Here is a 15,064-nt window from a genome sequence, read left to right on the forward strand (position 1 = left end):
ACCGGCGATCAGCCGCCGCCGTAATTGGAGGGGTCGAGATTCCTGTTCTCCGATGGCGGGATCGGCGGATAGCCGGGAAATTTGTACCAGCCGGGCGGAACGGCTGCATCGCCAGAGGGACGAACCACGGCATGTGGCCGCGGGCGGGCGTGATGCGCCGGTGCGGCGGCGGCCGTGGCGCATGCCGAGATCAAGAGGGCCAAGGCCAGGACAGATCGCATTGAACGTGCTCCAGATTCCACCCGTCTTCGATGTGGTGCGGGAACCATGCCGCGCCCACGCGCCGCGCGGTCACGACCGGTCACATCGGCGGCATCGCGAAATGTCGCCAGTCCCAAAGATCAGCCGAAATTGCACCATGGGCATTTGGAGTCCGTTCACCCATCGCCGCTAGATCAGGATGATCCTCCGCTCACCGAATGCCCTGTGATGCCCGACCTCAATGCCGTCCTGACCAGGCTGAACGACCGCCTGCTCCGCCTCGAGGGCGAACTGTTCGTGCTGCGCTCGCTGGCGCGCGCGACGCTGACGGCCGGCGACGACCACGCGGTTCGGATGCGCAAGCTGGTCGAAGCCGCCAAGGTCGCGCTCGGCGACGAGGCCAAGCGTCCCCTCGACAGGCCGACGCGCAAATATGTCGATGCGGCAACCGCACTGGTGGAGGAATTGCTGGTCGAGCCAACCCCGGCGCGGCCGCTGTTCACCGTCATCGACGGCGGCAAGCGGGACTGATGCGCGTCTCAGGCCGCGGCGGAATCCGTCTTCAGGCGGCTGATGCCGGACTCGATGATCGCGATCTCCGCGTCGATCTGGTCGATCGGCAGGCTGAAATCGTAGCCGGACTTGCTCTTGAGATCGACCGCGAGCCGCTGCCTGTGCATCATCAGCTGGTCCAGGCCGCGGCGGTTCTTCAGCCGGACATAGGTCTCGACGATCTGCTCAATCGCGCTCGGCATGAAATCAGCCCCGGCAGAAACCCCCGCGCGGCATTGGCGCCGGCGGGACATTTTCAGTGTCGCGGTACGCAATACAAATCCGCGACAGATTCGTCGATACGCGAAGCAGGTTGAGAACGTGTTACCGTTCGATGATCTGCTGGCGCACGGCATTAAAAAGCCGCTGGCGATCACGCCAGCGGCCGAACCGGGTTCGAAAAGGGATGCGGGATGAAATGTCGCCAGCCCCGGTCCGGACATCTAACCGCGGGCGCAAGAATCGTTCTGTCCAGAATCAAACACAGGAACCGACTTTGCTGGGCTTGGGGCAGGCGCCCGCGTGGCAACGATCACGCCGAGGCACCGCGGAATTCAGCGCTCCTGCACATGCATCACGACTGAGCCGACCAACCCGATCAGCGCACATGCCAGGAGCGCGTATTGCAGGATGGCGAGCGCCTGGCTCGGCGCCTCTGTCGCGCTCGTGATCTCATAGATCAGCAATCCCGATGTGATCCCGCTCATCAGCATCAGCTTTGGCCATCGCGACACGGCATCCCCCCGCTTGGACGGGGTATTGGACGCAGCGACGGGGCCACCGGTTCGACGCGGCCTGCCCATGTGCATTGTTGATAACCGGCGCAACGGCCCCGCGGGTGGTGACAGAACGGCCTGACGTGTTATCGGGAATATGACGCAGTTGCGAGACGGATCGGACACACATGCGCATTACCCTCGTCGGCTCCCGCCATTTCGGCGTGACCACCCTGAACATGCTCCGGGAGCACGGCGTGCCTGTGGTGAGGGTCGTGGTGGCCGATGGCGAGGATCGCCTGGCCGCGGCCGCCAAGGCCGCCGGGATCGACGTGGTGGTCCAGGCCAATCCGAAGCTGGTGGTCGCCTCGGAGATCGCACCCGACACCGACCTGATCATCACGGCGCACAGCCACGCCCGGGTCGGCCGGGACGCGCTTGCCGCCGCCAAGCTCGGCGGGATCGGCTATCACCCGTCGCTCCTGCCCCGCCATCGCGGCAAGGCCGCGGTCGAATGGACCATCAAGGAAGGCGATCCGATCGCCGGGGGCACGATCTACCACCTTGCCGAGCGCATGGACGCCGGCGCCATCGCCGCCCAGGACTGGTGCTTCGTCAGGAAGGGCGAGACCGCCCGCGATCTGTGGGAACGTGCCCTGGCCCCGCTCGGCCTCAAGCTGCTGGCCGATGTGATCGACTATGCCACGGTGCACAAGGCGCTGCCGAACAAGCCCCAGGACGAGCAGTTCGCGACCTCGGCGCCGAGTCTCTCCTGACGTTTACCCTTAACGGCCGGACGCATTGATTCCGCTTCAAAAATCGGAGCCGGAATCGCAAATAAACCATTGTTCCCACAGGAACAATTTTCGCTTTGGCATTGCAACAAAATTCTGTCACATTTCGTCCGAATAACGCGTCAGTATCTCAGACATATTCAAGGACGGAATTCATGCGTTTTGCTCGCAATGCGGTGATCTGTGCCGCTTCAGTTTTCGCCGGTACCCTCGCCGCTCCCGCGTTCGCCCAGAACCCCTATGACGGCAACTGGCAGGTCACGATCGTGACGAAGTCCGGCTCCTGCGAGCCCACCGCAAGCTCGATGTTGACCGTTGCCGACGGCAAGATCACTGCGCCCGGCGCTAACGTTTCCGGCACCATCGGCCGGGAGGGTCTTGTGCGGGTTTCGATCAATGGTGCATATGCCAACGGTCAACTCAACGGCAACGCCGGATCGGGGAAGTGGAATGGAGCATCAGCAGGCATACCGTGCAGCGGGCGCTGGGAAGCATCGCGCCAATAAACCAACTGAGGCTCGTGCCCGAAACCGGCGGCTGCTGATGGCGGCCGCCGTTTTGTTTGTGGCATCAATCGCCAACTCCGAGAGCCACGCCCAGGCTGGTCCGTTCGCGCCCATGGCGGGCACGTGGAGCGGCGCCGGCACCGTCACCCTCGACGACGGCTCCTCCGAGCGCATCCGCTGCCGGGCCAAATACGCGCCGATCGGCCCCACCATGGAGATGTCGCTGACCTGCGCCAGCGATGCCTACAAGTTCAACCTCGCCGCCAATGTCCGGGCCGAGGGCAGCGCCATCACCGGCAGCTGGAGCGAGGCCAGCCGCAATATCAGCGGCGCCCTGCAGGGCCGCGGCGGCGGCGGCAACTTCGAGGTGGTCGCCTCCACCGCCGGCTTCAACGCCAACATTGCGCTGAAAACGATCGGCAACAAGCAGACCGTCACGATGCGGGCGGACAGCCAGTTCCGCGGCGCCAACATTACGCTGTCGCGCTAAGCCAATACGACGGACGCGACAAACGGTCCGGCGCTTGCGCCGGACCGTTTTGCGTTCAGGCATTGGGAACGAACGCCGTCACCTCGATCTCGACCTTGGCCCGCTCATCCACCAGGCCACCGATGTAAAGCAGCGTCGACGGCGGGAAATTGCGTCCAAGCGTCTCCTTCCAGGCCGCGCCGATACCGGCGCCCGCGGCCTCATATTCGCTGCGGCTGGTCAGGTACCAGGTCAGGCGGACGATGTGCTCGGGGCCGACGCCGGCTTCCGCCAAGAGCTTGATGATCCGCTTCAGCGCGGTCGCCACCTGCGTCGACAGGTCCGGCGCGTAGTTGCCGGTCTCGTCGCCGCCGGTCTGCCCGGCGAGCACCACCCATCGGCCCGACCCTTCCACCACCACGCCGTGGGAAAAGCCGCGCGGTTTCGACCATTCGGCCGGCTGCAAGATACGCATGAGCGAGATCTCCCGATTTTCTTGTTGTTCGGTGCAGCCTTAGCACGCCGCCCTGCATCGCTGCATCCGCAGATTTGGCCGTTGCAAACGCCGTTGATGTCGCCGATACCGGCGATCCCTCAGAACTCTCCCCTGCAGCTTGCGCCGATGAGCACGACACCCTCCAAAACGATGGCTGCGCTGTGGATGGCCGGCTGGCTGTCGCTGATGCTGATCATGGCGGTCGCCGGGCGCGAGACCACGCTGGAGCTGAACGTCTTCCAGATCATGGAAGTACGCTCGTTGCTCGGCTTCATTCTGCTCTCCCCGATCATCTACCGCGCCGGCGGCTTCAAGGTGCTGCGGACGACGCGCCTGCCTGAGCATATCGGGCGCAACCTGGTCCACTACGCCGCCCAGCTTGGCTGGTTCTTTGCGCTGACGCTGATTCCAATCGGCCAGGTCGTGGCGATCGAGTTCACCATGCCGATCTGGACCGCGATCCTCGCGGCCAGCTTCCTGTCCGAGCGCATCACGCCGTGGAAGAGCGCGGCCATCGTGCTCGGTCTCGTCGGCGTCGCCGTCATCGTCCGACCCGCGACCGGCGAGATCAATCCGGGCCAGCTCATCGCGCTTGGCGCCGCCATGGGGTTCGGGATTTCGATGGCGCTGATCAAATCGCTGACCCGCACCGAAAGCGCCCTGTCGATCCTGTTCTGGATGCTGGTGGTGCAATCTGTCGCAGGCTTCGTTCCGACCCTGTTCGTCTGGACCTGGCCGTCCGCCTATGTCTGGGCCTGGATGGGCGTCATCGCCGTCTGCGGCACGTTTTCACATTATTGCCTCGCCAGCGCGATGCGCTATGCGGACGCAACCATTGTCGTGCCGATGGACTTCCTGCGCGTTCCACTGACCGCCACCGCCGGCTGGCTGCTGTATTCAGAACGGCTCGACGCCTGGACTGTGCTCGGCGCGGCGCTGATTCTTTTCGGCAACCTCCTGAATTTGAAGCCGACCGCGCGGGTTCCGGCCCGCGCGCAATGAACCGCAAGCCCGCTCGGACGACCAAACAAAGTGGTCGAGCGTGATTTGGATCACGCTTGAGGGCAGTCCCATCGTGCACACTCGGCCGCACAGCAAGGGGTTGGACGCATCGTCGTTTTGGTGGCGCGAAGTCGGGCACTTCGTGTAGGTTCGTTGCCAATTTGTTGCTGCCTGCAATTCGATTCTGTTGGGGATTTCAGATGCGCTATCTCACTCTCCTCGCCTCGCTGATGTGCGTGGCGTTGTCGGTCAGCGCTGCGAAGGCCGACCGTCGCGTCGCCTTCGTCGTCGGTAACGGCAACTACAAGAACGTCGCGCAATTGCCGAACCCGCCGATCGACGCCAAGGCGATGGCATCGACGCTACGCAATGTCGGCTTCGAGGTGATCGAAGGCTCCAATCTCAGCCGCGACCAGATGACGGAAAAGCTCCTGGACTTCGGCCGCAAGGCGCAGGGCTCCGACATCGCCATATTTTATTACGCCGGCCACGGCATCGCCGTCGGCGGCACCAACTATCTCCTGCCGGTCGACGCCGACATCAAGTCGGAGATGGACGTCAAGCTCGGCGCTGCCATCAACATCGACCTGACGCTCGAGCAGACCATGGGCGATGCCAAGGTCAAGCTCGTCTTCCTCGATGCCTGCCGCGACAATCCGTTTGCCGCCAAGATCAAGTCCAGCTCCGCAACGCGCAGTGTCAACGTGCAGAGCGGTCTTGCCGAGATGAAGTCGGGTGAAGGCACGCTGATCGCGTTCGCCACCGGTCCGGGCCAGACCGCGCTCGACGGCCAGGAAGGCAACAACAGCCCGTTCACCCGGGCGCTGATCGACAACATCACCAAGCCCGGCGTCGAGATCCAGCAGGCGATGACCTCGGTGCGCGCGCAAGTCAATGAAGAGACCCACAAGGGCCAGCTTCCCTGGGGCCACACCAACCTGATCGGCGCGGTCTACCTCAACGAGGCCCCGACGACCCAGGTTGCCAATGCGGCGCCGACTGCGGCTGGGAGCGTGCCGGCGGCCGCAAGCGGCGGCAATACGGATGCGGCCAATCTCGAGCTCGAATACTGGCGCTCGGTCAAGGAGAGCAACAAACCGGAAGAGCTCAACGCCTACCTCTCCGCCTATCCGAACGGCCAGTTCAAGGCGCTGGCGCTGGCGCGGATCGCGGCGATCAAGAGCGGACCGTCGACCACGACGCGCAATCTGAATGCGGGCGTCGATCCCGCGACCTTCACGGATGAAGCCACCCAGCTCACCGAGGACCAGATCGGCCTCAACAAGGGCCAGCGCCGCGACGTGCAGCGCCGCCTGACCGGGCTCGGCTTCGACACCAAGGTCACCGGTGACTTCAGCGAGGAGACCCGTTCGGTGCTCAAGCGCTGGCAGGCCGCGCGCGGCTATCCGTCGTCCGGCTATCTCAACAAGCTCCAGCACAAGGCCCTGCTTGCCGAGATCGTGGCGACGACGCCGACCGCGAGCGATGACAGCGCAAGAGCTGCCCGGCGCGCCAGCGCCCCCGCGCCCAGCAGCGCGCCGCCGCCGGCCCACCGCAGCAGCCCCCCCAGCGATGCCGGCGCGGCCTTCGTGGGCGGCGTTGTCGGCGGCATGATGGGCGGCATGTTCCGCCGCTGAGGCGTACGCCAGTTTCGAAACGTAAAAGCCCGGCTCACGCCGGGCTTTTTTCTTGCTCGCCCTCATCCTGAGGCGCTTGCGCAGCAAGCGTCTCGAAGGATTAAAGCCCGGCTGCAGCCACGGGCCTCCATGGTTCGAGACGGCGCTGACGCGCCTCCTCACATGAGGAGTTAGATCCTACTTCCCCGCAGCCTTGCGCAGGGCGTCGTTGATGCGGTCCTGCCAGCCGGGACCGCCCTCCTGGAAGAACTCGAGCACGTCCTGGTCGATGCGCAGCGTGACCTGCTCCTTGATGCCGGGCGCCACGTTCTTCTTCGGCGGCGCCTCGGCGACCTTGGCGGTCACCTTCTTGAACGCTGCCTCTGCCTCGGTCCGGGCATCGCCCAGCGTCCGCGGCCGTCTCGGTTGGTCCGCCATGTCCTAGATTCCCTCAAACAGCGCCGTCGAAAGATAGCGCTCGGAGAAGGACGGCACCACCGCCAGGATGGTCTTGCCGGCGGACTCCGGGCGTTTGCCGATCTGGAGCGCGGCGGCGATCGCGGCGCCCGCGGAGATGCCGCCCGGGATGCCTTCGTGCCGCGCCAATGCCCGCGACATATCGATCGCCGTCGTGGAGTTGATCTTCACGATCTCGTCGATCACGGAGCGGTCGAGAATATCGGGAACGAAGCCGGCGCCGATGCCCTGGATCTTGTGCGGCGTGTGCTGGCCACCGGACAGCACTGGGCTTTCCTCCGGCTCGACGGCCACCACCCGCAACGAAGGCTTGCGTGGCTTGAGCACCTGGCCGACGCCAGTAATGGTGCCGCCGGTACCGACGCCGGCGACGAAGATATCGATGTTGCCGGAGGTGTCGTTCCATATCTCCTCCGCGGTGGTGCGGCGGTGCACCTCGGGATTTGCGAGGTTCTTGAACTGCTGCGGCATCACCGAGTTCGGCGTCGTCTTCAGAAGTTCCTCCGCAGCGGCGATCGCGCCCTTCATGCCTTGGGCGGCCGGCGTCAGCACCAGCTCCGCGCCGAGGAACGCCAGCATCTTGCGGCGCTCGATCGACATGGATTCCGGCATCACCAGCTTGAGACGATAGCCGCGCGAAGCGGCGACGAAGGCGAGCGCAATCCCGGTATTGCCGGAGGTCGGCTCGATCAGCACCGTGTCCGGCTTGATGATGCCGGCCTTCTCCATCGCGATGATCATGGCTGCGCCGATGCGATCCTTCACGCTCGCGGCAGGGTTGAAATATTCAAGTTTCGCCAAAATGGTCGCGTTCACGCCGTGCATGCCCGGCAGCCGGCGCAGTCGCACGATCGGCGTGTCGCCAAAAGCTTCGACGATCGAGTCATAGACCCGGCCGCGGCCGGGTTGGTGCGCTGCACCCGTGGTGGACGATGCGTCCATGATGAACTCCCTGTGGCAACAATTCGTGCGTTGATCGCAGCTCTTGCGCAGTTACAGACAGCTTATGACGACACGCAAGCGACAATGCGGCACATGTTAAATACGCTGCATCGCAAAATCGCGTGAGCTGCAAATATCAGAAAACCAACGCATTTGTGTTGCGACCTCGTCAACTGATTCTGCTTATGTTAGACTTAGGTCTCAAAGCAGGGAGGTCCCCACCATGTCAGCAGTCGCTGAAGTGTTGTCGACCGTCGCGCTGAACCGCGATCCGCGTTGCAGCGAGTTGCCCACCTGTCCCGTCTGCGCCGACTCGATGGTCGCCGCCGAAGCTTCTGCCTATGTCTCGGACCACGTGATCAGCTACCTCTGGACCTGCGACACCTGCGGCTATGGCTTCGTGACCAAGCACGCCGTCAAATCGCGATTCACATGCAACTGAGCTAGCGCGGGGCGATGTCGCCCCTCGCCCAGCCCTCGCGCGTGCGCTGATAGAATTCTTCGAACGCTCCGCGTGCGATCGCATCCCTGATGCTCTGCATCAGGAACTGGTAGTAAGCGATGTTGATCTCGGACAGCAGCATCGCCCCCAGGGTCTCGCCCGCCTTGACGAGGTGGTGAAGGTAGGCGCGTGCGTAGTTGCGCGCCGACGGCCATGAGCTTTCTTCATCCAGCGGTCGCGGGTCGTCGGCGTGGCGTGCGTTGCGCAGGTTCACCTGGCCGAAGCGCGTGAAGGCGACGCCGTGGCGGCCATTGCGCGTCGGCATCACGCAATCGAACATGTCGATGCCGCGTTTCACCGCTTCGAGAATGTCGTCCGGCGTACCCACACCCATCAAATAGCGCGGCCGATCGGACGGCAGCGCCGGCGCCGTCTCGCCGATCATCGCCAGCATCACCTCCTGCGGCTCACCGACGGCAAGGCCGCCGATTGCAAAGCCGTGGAAGCCGATCTCGACGAGCCCTTCGGCACTGGCATGGCGGAGCTGTGGCACATCGCCACCCTGCACGATGCCGAACAGCATGTAGCCATCGGGGGCGCTCTCGAAGGCGCGCTTGGAGCGTTCGGCCCAACGCAGCGACAATTGCATCGCGCGCTCGATATCGTCGCGCTCGGCCGGCAGGCGCACGCATTCGTCCATCTGCATCGCGATGTCCGAACCGAGGAAGCGCTGCACCTCGATCGAACGCTCCGGCGACAGCTCCACCTTGGCACCGTCGATATGCGAGCGGAAGGTCACGGCGTTTTCGCTGACCTTGCGCAGGTCCGACAGCGACATCACCTGGAAGCCGCCGGAATCCGTCAGCATCGGCCCGTTCCAGCCGGTGAACCTCTGTAAGCCTCCGAGCGCCGCGATGCGCTCGGCGCCGGGACGCAGCATCAGGTGATAGGTGTTGCCGAGCACGATGTCGGCACCGGCATCGCGCACCTCGCGCCAGTGCATGCCCTTCATCGCACCGGCAGTGCCAACCGGCATGAAGGCCGGCGTCCGCACCACACCATGTGGCGTGGTCAGGCGACCCGTGCGCGCGGCGCCGTCGGTGGCCAGCAGCTCGAAATGATTGGGAAGACTGTTGTTGGGAAGACTCATGGCGGTGCTTATTGCGTGTCGGAAGAGGCCGATCAACCCGCCCGGGACGCGGTTGGAGCCGCTTCTGCCCCAAGCTGGGACACAATTATCGCGGAGTTGGGGAACACGGCGGCTTGTTAAATAAAACGATACAGTGTAGTTTTATACGGGGGCTGGACGAGACGCCGCGGCGACGCTGACGGCGGTAGCATATGCGTGATCTCCAGCCGCCAACCCATGCTTTCCCCTTCATGTTCGACTGACATGTCCATCCCCACCGGCGGTTGGATCAAACGGACTGCCGCCCGCCTGATCGCGTCGGCAGTGCTGGTGTCCAGCCTCGCGCTGTCTGCCTGCACCTCCTTGCCGCGAACGCCCTACACCGCGGCCGAGGCCAGCACCTCGCGCGTGCTCGATATCGACGGCTTGCGGCGCTACGCCGACGAGCCCATTACGAAATTCAGCTTCGAAAAAGAGTATAGCGCTGCAAGCCGAACCTATCTGGCGCTCTCCGGCGGCGGCGCCGATGGCGCTTATGGCGTCGGTGTGTTGAACGGCTGGAGCAGAGCCGGCAACCGTCCCACCTTCTCGGTCGTCTCGGGCGTCAGCACCGGCGGCCTGATCGCGCCCTTTGCATTCCTCGGGCCGCAATACGACGACACGCTGCGGGAGGTCTACACCAGCGGCATCGCGGAGAGCCTGCTGAATGACCCCAGTATCATGCGCGTGCTGTTCGGATCCGGCCTGTTCGGCAACAAGCGGCTCCGCGAGCTGGTGGCGCGCTATGTCGGGCCGGAGATCCTCGCTCAAGTCGCACGCGAAAATGCCAGGGGCCGGAAGCTGCTGGTCGTGACGACCGATCTCGACACCCAGCGCACCGCCATCTGGGACATGGGCAAGATCGCCGCTGTCGGCACGCCAGAAGCGCTGCACCTGTTTCGCGACGTGATGGCAGCCTCCGCCAGCATCCCCCTGGTGTTTCCGCCCATCATGATCGAAGCCGAGGGCCAGGGCCGGCGCTTTCAGGAGATGCATGTCGACGGCGGCGTGACGGCCCCGGTGCTGACGCTGCCGGAAGCCCTGCTCTTCCAGGGCCGCCTGCCCGGCAACGCGAAGATGGACATCTACATCCTCGTCAACAAGAAGATCGAACGAAACTTCGAGCTCGTGTCCAACAGCACCATCGATGTCGCCTCGCGCAGCCTGTCGTCGATCACCCAGTCGCAGACGCGTTCGATCATCTTCTCGACGTACGATTTCGCCAAGCGCAACCGGCTCGGCTTCCACCTCTCCTACATCGAGCGTGACTATCCCGCGGCGCCCTCGGAAGGGTTCGACACGGCCTATATGCGGGCGCTCTATCAGTACGGATGTGAGAAGGCCGCAGCCGGCCAAGCCTGGACCTCGACGCTGCCGTGAGCCCCGCGTGACGGAACGACGACCTAGCGAAACCGTTGACGATACGGCCAATTCGGCCAGATTCGCGATGACGCCCTCGCTCCTGCGCGATATAGAGCGAATGACGACCGTTGGAAACGCGCAGGAATCATTGGGCATGGGATTGGCTGCGACCAAGACAAGAACGGCAACGCGCTCCGCACGGCGCGAGGTGCCGAAATCGCGCGGCGGCCGGCCGACGAAGAGCGCCGCCCTCGAGCGCGATCAGCGGCTGATCGAGGTCGCGACCCGCCTCTTCCTCGACCGCGGCTTTGACGCAACCTCGCTCGATGCGGTTGCGGAAGCCGCCCGCGTCAGCAAGCCCACCGTCTATTCCCGTTACGGCGACAAGCGCGGCCTGTTCACGGCCGTGCTGAGGCGCGAAATCGACCGTTGGCTTGCTCCGCTGTCCGCCGCGGCCGAGACGCAGCTCGGCAGCTCCTCGGACGTCTCGGTCGAGCAGCGACTGGTGGAGGTTGGGCGGGAGATGCTGACATTCACCTGCGGGCCCGATGCTGTCGCCTTCAGCCGCATGATGACGTCACAGGCTATCAACTTCCCCGACATCGCCAAGCTCGGCAAGGAAGAGGGTTGGCTCAAGGCCGTCGCCACTACGGCGCGCTTCTTTGACCACCTGGTGGCCCAGGGCGCTCTCGACCTCGACGACACCACCATCGCGGCCGAGGTGTTCCTCGATGTCGTCGTTGGTCACACCCACCGCATGGCAACGTTCGGAATGGCCCTGGAGTTCAAGTCCGCGGAAAAGCGGATGCGCGCGGCGATCAAGCTGTTCCTGGCCGGCGCTCTGGGTCCTGCGGACCGCGTCCAGACCGCCGGCGCCTCGCGCCGTCGTACGTCCCGCTAACAACTTCGTGACATCGAGGGGTTATCCCCGCCTTGGGACAAACAGCGCCTTGATCGAAATAAAACGATACGGTATGGTTTAGTTTATAAGCAAGGTGCGGGTCCAGCCGGTAACCAGCCCCCCGGCAGGCCCGCATCGTTCTTCAGACTTTGAGCACCGAAATCGGGTATAGCCCGTTCTCGACGCTCCGCGGCCGGCCTGTTGCCCCTGGTCGGCCGCGCGCTTCTGTTCAAGACGATCCGGCCGGTCGGCCGCTAAGATACGGGTCTCGGCATGGAGACTAAGACAGTGCGTGCCCTCAAAGATTGGAAGCTGCTGCTTGCGATCCCCCTCTCGGCGCTGCTCGTGGCGGCGCCGGCGCGCGCGGTCGTCACGACCAGCGGCACGCCGACCGCTCTTCACAACGAAACGGATGATCCCGAGGCCGACCGCCAGGCGGTCAGCCGCGAGATCGAGCGCTTCCGCAGCTCGTCAATCTCGCTCAGTCAGGCCATGGCGATTGCCGAGGCGCGCCACGCCGGCGCGACGACCGCCGATGTGAGCTTCGACGGCGCCTCGGGCGTGCCGGTCTACCGGGTGAAGACCCTGCACAACGATCGCATCTGGCGGCACACGATCAATGCCACGACCGGCGAAGTCATCGGCGGCGAGGCCGCCCTCCCCCTGGCACAACTCGACGCCGATGATCGCAGCAATCTTGCAGCACTTGGCGCCATTCGGCATCGCCTCGCGGATGCCGTGCACGTCGCCGAGCGCGCGGCATCGGGCAAGGCCATCAGCGGCGGGCTCGTGCGCGAACGCGGCCGGCTGAATTTCGCGATCGTCGTCATCAGCGGCGACGATCTCAAGGAGGTCCTCCTCGAGCCTCCGGGCGCCCGGACCAAATAGCGGCCGGTCGCGCCGCGGCCACAATCCCGCCGAAAAGCCATTGACGGGCGCAAAACTCTCCCGCATAAGTCGCCGCCATGTTCACGACCACCAAACGCACGACTAAAACCACCACGGCCTTCGGGGCCCGGGGAGGCGTGCGCGCGTAGTCGTCGACTTAACGCATCAGCTCTACCGAAGCCCCGCCCTCGCTGGTCCGGGGCTTTTTTGTTGTCTGCAACTCAATGGAGGAGAAAGTGAGTAACGATCCCGTCGTCGCGATTGTCGGCGTCACCGGTGCGGTGGGCGCCGAATTCATCGCCACCATGGACAAGCGCGGCTTTCGCGTCGGCAAGCTGAAGGCGCTGGCGAGCGCCCGCTCGGCCGGCAAGACGGTATCGTTCCAGGGCAAGGATGTCGTGATCGAGGAACTGACGGAGCGTTCTTTCGACGGCGTCGACATCGCCCTGTTCTCCGCCGGCAGCGGCATCTCGAAGAAGTTCGCTCCGATAGCGGTCAAGTCCGGTGCGGTCGTGGTCGACAACTCCTCGGCCTTCCGCATGGATCCGAACGTGCCGCTGGTGATCCCCGAGATCAACGCGAACCGCATCCGCGACCACAAGGGCATCATCGCAAACCCGAACTGCGCCGCGATCACCGCGCTGGTGCCGCTCTGGCCGATCCACCAGAAGAACCGCATCAAGCGCGTGATCATCTCGACCTACCAGGCCGCCAGCGGCGCCGGCGCGGCGGCGATGGACGAGCTTGTCGAGTCCACGCGCGCCAATCTCAACGGGCAGGTCTATACGCCGAAGGTGATGCCGCATCCCTACGCCTTCAATCTCTTCAATCACAACACCGCCGTAGATCCCGAGACCGGCTACAACGACGAAGAGACCAAGGTCATCAAGGAAACCCGCAAGATCTTCGAAGACGAGAAGATTGCAATCGGCGTCACCTGCGTGCGGGTGCCGGTGCTGCGCGCCCATTGCGAGGCCATCACCTTCGAATGCGAGAAGCCGATCACCGAGGACCAGGTCCGCGCCATCATGGCGCAGGCGCCGGGCGTGACGGTGGTCGACGACCGCGCCAAGAACTACTTCCCGATGCCGATCGACGCCTCAGGCCAGGACGACGTCCTGGTCGGCCGCATCCGCAAGGACCTCAGTGATCCCTCGGGGCACTCGATCTCGATGTTCGTGGCGGCGGATCAGCTCCTGAAGGGCGCGGCCTTGAACGCGGTGCAGATCGCGGAGCTGCTGCCGCAGCGCGTGATGGCGTAACATCTGAGTTGTAGGGTGGGCAAAGGCGCGATACGCGCCGTGCCCACCACTACTCTCGCGCATTCAAGCAAGATGGTGGGCACGCTTCGCTTTGCCCACCCTACAAATCCGCCGACGCTACGCGCCCGCCCGAAACAGCAGGCACGCATCGCCGTAGGAATAGAACCGATAGCCGCTCCCGATCGCGTGCGCGTAGGCCTCCTTCATCGTCTCGAGGCCGGCGAAAGCCGACACCAGCATGAACAGCGTCGAGCGCGGGAGGTGGAAATTGGTCAGCAGGATATCGACGGCGCGGAAGCGATAGCCGGGGGTGATGAAGATCGCGGTCTCTGCCGCGAACGGCTCGATCGTGCCGTCCTCGGCGGCGGCGCTCTCCAGCAGTCGCAACGACGTGGTGCCGACAGCGACGATGCGGCCGCCGCTGTTCCGTGTAGTGTTCAGCACGTCCGCCGTCTCCGCCGAGATCGTGCCCCACTCGGCATGCATCCTGTGGCCTTCGGTGTCGTCGACCTTGACCGGCAGGAAGGTCCCCGCCCCGACATGCAGCGTGACGCGGTTGATGCCGACGCCGCGGTCGCGCAACGCCTGCTCCAGCGCCGGCGTGAAATGCAGCCCAGCGGTCGGCGCCGCCACCGCGCCTTCGTTGACCGCGAACATGGTCTGGTAGTCGGCCAAGTCCTGGTCGTCAGGCATGCGTTTCGAGGCGATGTAGGGCGGCAGCGGCGGGCTGCCGAGATCCGCTATGGCCTGGTCGAGCGTCGGGCCGTGGAACGAGAATGACAGAGTCACCTCGCCCTCCACGCCCTTGGCCTCGACCTCGGCATCGAGATGGCCGAGCAGGCAGACCTTGCCCTCATTGCCGAAGCGGATGCGATCACCGGCGACCAGTTTTTTCGCAGGCTTGACAAGTGCCTGCCAGCGCGAGCCGTCGAGGCGCTTGATCAGCGTCGCCTCGATCTTCGGCTCGGTCTCGCGGCCGATCCGACGGCCCTTCAGCTGCGCCGCGATCACCTTGGTGTCGTTGACGACGAGCTGGTCGCCGGCGCGCAGCCATTGCGGCAGATCGGAAATGATCTGGTCGCGCAGCGCACCGTTCTCCACGACCAGCATCTTCGCGGAGTCGCGCGGCTGCGCCGGGCGCAGCGCGATGCGCTCGGCGGGGAGATCGAAATCAAAGAGATCGGTGCGCATTTAACTCAGCATGGCAGCGGTCGCCCCTCATCCTGAGGAGCGCTCCTTTAGAGCGCGTCTCGAAGGATGAAAGGCCGAG

At 64.6% G+C, this 15,064-nt stretch carries 20 protein-coding genes; 12 read left to right on the top strand and 8 right to left on the bottom strand.

The window, feature by feature from the left end:
• Positions 1-8: 8 nt before the first annotated feature.
• Positions 9-221: a hypothetical protein gene (locus tag AXW67_RS27520; RefSeq protein ID WP_027550856.1), complete on the bottom strand. Its 213-nt coding sequence runs from the start codon at positions 219-221 to the stop codon at positions 9-11.
• A 208-nt stretch (positions 222-429) separates the two neighbouring features.
• Between AXW67_RS27520 and AXW67_RS27525 the strand changes: the two genes are divergently transcribed.
• A complete protein-coding gene (locus AXW67_RS27525) occupies positions 430-732 on the top strand; it encodes a hypothetical protein (RefSeq protein ID WP_063680412.1) in 303 nt (100 codons plus the stop codon).
• Between the two features lie 8 nt (positions 733-740).
• Here the strand turns inward: AXW67_RS27525 and AXW67_RS27530 are convergent, their stop codons facing one another.
• Positions 741-956: a hypothetical protein gene (locus AXW67_RS27530; RefSeq protein ID WP_063680413.1), complete on the bottom strand. Its 216-nt coding sequence runs from the start codon at positions 954-956 to the stop codon at positions 741-743.
• Between AXW67_RS27530 and AXW67_RS42240 the strand changes: the two genes are divergently transcribed.
• Entirely contained in the window at positions 955-1,170 is a 216-nt protein-coding gene (locus AXW67_RS42240; RefSeq protein WP_145927902.1) for a hypothetical protein, read from the top strand. The genes AXW67_RS27530 and AXW67_RS42240 overlap by 2 nt on opposite strands.
• A gap of 137 nt (positions 1,171-1,307) precedes the next feature.
• Here AXW67_RS42240 and AXW67_RS42245 read toward each other — a convergent pair whose 3' ends face one another.
• Positions 1,308-1,487 (bottom strand): hypothetical protein, encoded by a 180-nt coding sequence (locus tag AXW67_RS42245; protein WP_145927903.1) that lies wholly within the window; start codon positions 1,485-1,487, stop codon positions 1,308-1,310.
• 170 nt (positions 1,488-1,657) lie between these two features.
• Between AXW67_RS42245 and AXW67_RS27535 the strand changes: the two genes are divergently transcribed.
• The 3 genes from AXW67_RS27535 to AXW67_RS27545 all read left to right on the top strand — a co-directional run bounded on the left by AXW67_RS27535 (position 1,658) and on the right by AXW67_RS27545 (position 3,259).
• Positions 1,658-2,245 (top strand): formyltransferase family protein, encoded by a 588-nt coding sequence (locus AXW67_RS27535; RefSeq protein WP_063680414.1) that lies wholly within the window; start codon positions 1,658-1,660, stop codon positions 2,243-2,245.
• 173 nt (positions 2,246-2,418) lie between these two features.
• Complete coding sequence (locus AXW67_RS27540; RefSeq protein ID WP_063680415.1) at positions 2,419-2,769, top strand: hypothetical protein; 351 nt, start codon at positions 2,419-2,421, stop codon at positions 2,767-2,769.
• Positions 2,714-3,259, top strand: a complete 546-nt coding sequence (locus tag AXW67_RS27545; RefSeq protein ID WP_063680416.1) for a hypothetical protein — start codon at positions 2,714-2,716, stop codon at positions 3,257-3,259. The genes AXW67_RS27540 and AXW67_RS27545 overlap by 56 nt, the downstream gene beginning before the upstream one ends.
• Before the next feature lie 55 nt (positions 3,260-3,314).
• Here AXW67_RS27545 and AXW67_RS27550 read toward each other — a convergent pair whose 3' ends face one another.
• A complete protein-coding gene (locus tag AXW67_RS27550; RefSeq protein ID WP_063680417.1) occupies positions 3,315-3,713 on the bottom strand; it encodes a RidA family protein in 399 nt (132 codons plus the stop codon).
• A gap of 147 nt (positions 3,714-3,860) precedes the next feature.
• Between AXW67_RS27550 and AXW67_RS27555 the strand changes: the two genes are divergently transcribed.
• Both AXW67_RS27555 and AXW67_RS27560 read left to right on the top strand, forming a co-directional pair.
• Positions 3,861-4,736, top strand: a complete 876-nt coding sequence (locus AXW67_RS27555) for a DMT family transporter (RefSeq protein ID WP_063680418.1) — start codon at positions 3,861-3,863, stop codon at positions 4,734-4,736.
• Positions 4,737-4,936: 200 nt separating this feature from the next.
• Entirely contained in the window at positions 4,937-6,373 is a 1,437-nt protein-coding gene (locus AXW67_RS27560; RefSeq protein ID WP_027550848.1) for a caspase family protein, read from the top strand.
• Positions 6,374-6,550: 177 nt separating this feature from the next.
• Here the strand turns inward: AXW67_RS27560 and AXW67_RS27565 are convergent, their stop codons facing one another.
• Together AXW67_RS27565 and cysK are read right to left on the bottom strand one after the other, a co-directional pair.
• On the bottom strand, positions 6,551-6,790 hold the full coding sequence (locus AXW67_RS27565) for a BrnA antitoxin family protein (protein ID WP_027550847.1): 240 nt from the start codon (positions 6,788-6,790) through the stop codon (positions 6,551-6,553).
• Positions 6,791-6,793: 3 nt separating this feature from the next.
• Positions 6,794-7,771, bottom strand: a complete 978-nt coding sequence (gene cysK / locus AXW67_RS27570) for a cysteine synthase A (RefSeq protein ID WP_063680419.1) — start codon at positions 7,769-7,771, stop codon at positions 6,794-6,796.
• A gap of 223 nt (positions 7,772-7,994) precedes the next feature.
• Between cysK and AXW67_RS27575 the strand changes: the two genes are divergently transcribed.
• A complete protein-coding gene (locus tag AXW67_RS27575) occupies positions 7,995-8,213 on the top strand; it encodes a hypothetical protein (protein ID WP_027550845.1) in 219 nt (72 codons plus the stop codon).
• Position 8,214: 1 nt separating this feature from the next.
• Here AXW67_RS27575 and tgt read toward each other — a convergent pair whose 3' ends face one another.
• Positions 8,215-9,363, bottom strand: a complete 1,149-nt coding sequence (tgt, locus tag AXW67_RS27580) for a tRNA guanosine(34) transglycosylase Tgt (protein WP_063680420.1) — start codon at positions 9,361-9,363, stop codon at positions 8,215-8,217.
• Between the two features lie 243 nt (positions 9,364-9,606).
• Here tgt and AXW67_RS27585 point away from each other — a divergent pair, with 243 nt between their 5' ends.
• The 4 genes from AXW67_RS27585 to AXW67_RS27600 all read left to right on the top strand — a co-directional run bounded on the left by AXW67_RS27585 (position 9,607) and on the right by AXW67_RS27600 (position 13,794).
• Positions 9,607-10,761 (top strand): patatin-like phospholipase family protein, encoded by a 1,155-nt coding sequence (locus AXW67_RS27585; protein WP_063680421.1) that lies wholly within the window; start codon positions 9,607-9,609, stop codon positions 10,759-10,761.
• Positions 10,762-10,897: 136 nt separating this feature from the next.
• On the top strand, positions 10,898-11,644 hold the full coding sequence (locus AXW67_RS27590; protein WP_027550842.1) for a TetR/AcrR family transcriptional regulator: 747 nt from the start codon (positions 10,898-10,900) through the stop codon (positions 11,642-11,644).
• Between the two features lie 288 nt (positions 11,645-11,932).
• A complete protein-coding gene (locus tag AXW67_RS27595; protein ID WP_245315750.1) occupies positions 11,933-12,532 on the top strand; it encodes a PepSY domain-containing protein in 600 nt (199 codons plus the stop codon).
• Positions 12,533-12,756: 224 nt separating this feature from the next.
• Positions 12,757-13,794, top strand: a complete 1,038-nt coding sequence (locus AXW67_RS27600; RefSeq protein ID WP_027550840.1) for an aspartate-semialdehyde dehydrogenase — start codon at positions 12,757-12,759, stop codon at positions 13,792-13,794.
• A 117-nt stretch (positions 13,795-13,911) separates the two neighbouring features.
• Here the strand turns inward: AXW67_RS27600 and queA are convergent, their stop codons facing one another.
• Entirely contained in the window at positions 13,912-14,985 is a 1,074-nt protein-coding gene (gene queA / locus AXW67_RS27605) for a tRNA preQ1(34) S-adenosylmethionine ribosyltransferase-isomerase QueA (protein ID WP_063680423.1), read from the bottom strand.
• Positions 14,986-15,064 lie beyond the last annotated feature (79 nt).

Source organism: Bradyrhizobium neotropicale (genome assembly GCF_001641695.1).
Taxonomy (GTDB): Bacteria; Pseudomonadota; Alphaproteobacteria; order Rhizobiales; family Xanthobacteraceae; genus Bradyrhizobium; species Bradyrhizobium neotropicale.

Excerpts from the sequence above, each read along its gene's own strand:
- AXW67_RS27545 (WP_063680416.1), top strand. The coding sequence starts at position 2,714 with ATGGAGCATCAGCAGGCATACCGTGCAGCGGGCGCTGGGAAGCATCGC.
- AXW67_RS27600 (WP_027550840.1), top strand. The coding sequence starts at position 12,757 with ATGGAGGAGAAAGTGAGTAACGATCCCGTCGTCGCGATTGTCGGCGTC.
- AXW67_RS27525 (WP_063680412.1), top strand. The coding sequence starts at position 430 with ATGCCCGACCTCAATGCCGTCCTGACCAGGCTGAACGACCGCCTGCTC.
- AXW67_RS27560 (WP_027550848.1), top strand. The coding sequence starts at position 4,937 with ATGCGCTATCTCACTCTCCTCGCCTCGCTGATGTGCGTGGCGTTGTCG.
- AXW67_RS27590 (WP_027550842.1), top strand. The coding sequence starts at position 10,898 with ATGGGATTGGCTGCGACCAAGACAAGAACGGCAACGCGCTCCGCACGG.
- AXW67_RS27530 (WP_063680413.1), bottom strand. The coding sequence starts at position 956 with ATGCCGAGCGCGATTGAGCAGATCGTCGAGACCTATGTCCGGCTGAAG.
- cysK (WP_063680419.1), bottom strand. The coding sequence starts at position 7,771 with ATGGACGCATCGTCCACCACGGGTGCAGCGCACCAACCCGGCCGCGGC.
- AXW67_RS27550 (WP_063680417.1), bottom strand. The coding sequence starts at position 3,713 with ATGCGTATCTTGCAGCCGGCCGAATGGTCGAAACCGCGCGGCTTTTCC.
- AXW67_RS27535 (WP_063680414.1), top strand. The coding sequence starts at position 1,658 with ATGCGCATTACCCTCGTCGGCTCCCGCCATTTCGGCGTGACCACCCTG.
- queA (WP_063680423.1), bottom strand. The coding sequence starts at position 14,985 with ATGCGCACCGATCTCTTTGATTTCGATCTCCCCGCCGAGCGCATCGCG.
- AXW67_RS42240 (WP_145927902.1), top strand. The coding sequence starts at position 955 with ATGAAATCAGCCCCGGCAGAAACCCCCGCGCGGCATTGGCGCCGGCGG.
- AXW67_RS27575 (WP_027550845.1), top strand. The coding sequence starts at position 7,995 with ATGTCAGCAGTCGCTGAAGTGTTGTCGACCGTCGCGCTGAACCGCGAT.
- AXW67_RS27555 (WP_063680418.1), top strand. The coding sequence starts at position 3,861 with ATGAGCACGACACCCTCCAAAACGATGGCTGCGCTGTGGATGGCCGGC.
- tgt (WP_063680420.1), bottom strand. The coding sequence starts at position 9,363 with ATGAGTCTTCCCAACAACAGTCTTCCCAATCATTTCGAGCTGCTGGCC.
- AXW67_RS27520 (WP_027550856.1), bottom strand. The coding sequence starts at position 221 with ATGCGATCTGTCCTGGCCTTGGCCCTCTTGATCTCGGCATGCGCCACG.
- AXW67_RS27585 (WP_063680421.1), top strand. The coding sequence starts at position 9,607 with ATGTCCATCCCCACCGGCGGTTGGATCAAACGGACTGCCGCCCGCCTG.
- AXW67_RS27540 (WP_063680415.1), top strand. The coding sequence starts at position 2,419 with ATGCGTTTTGCTCGCAATGCGGTGATCTGTGCCGCTTCAGTTTTCGCC.
- AXW67_RS27565 (WP_027550847.1), bottom strand. The coding sequence starts at position 6,790 with ATGGCGGACCAACCGAGACGGCCGCGGACGCTGGGCGATGCCCGGACC.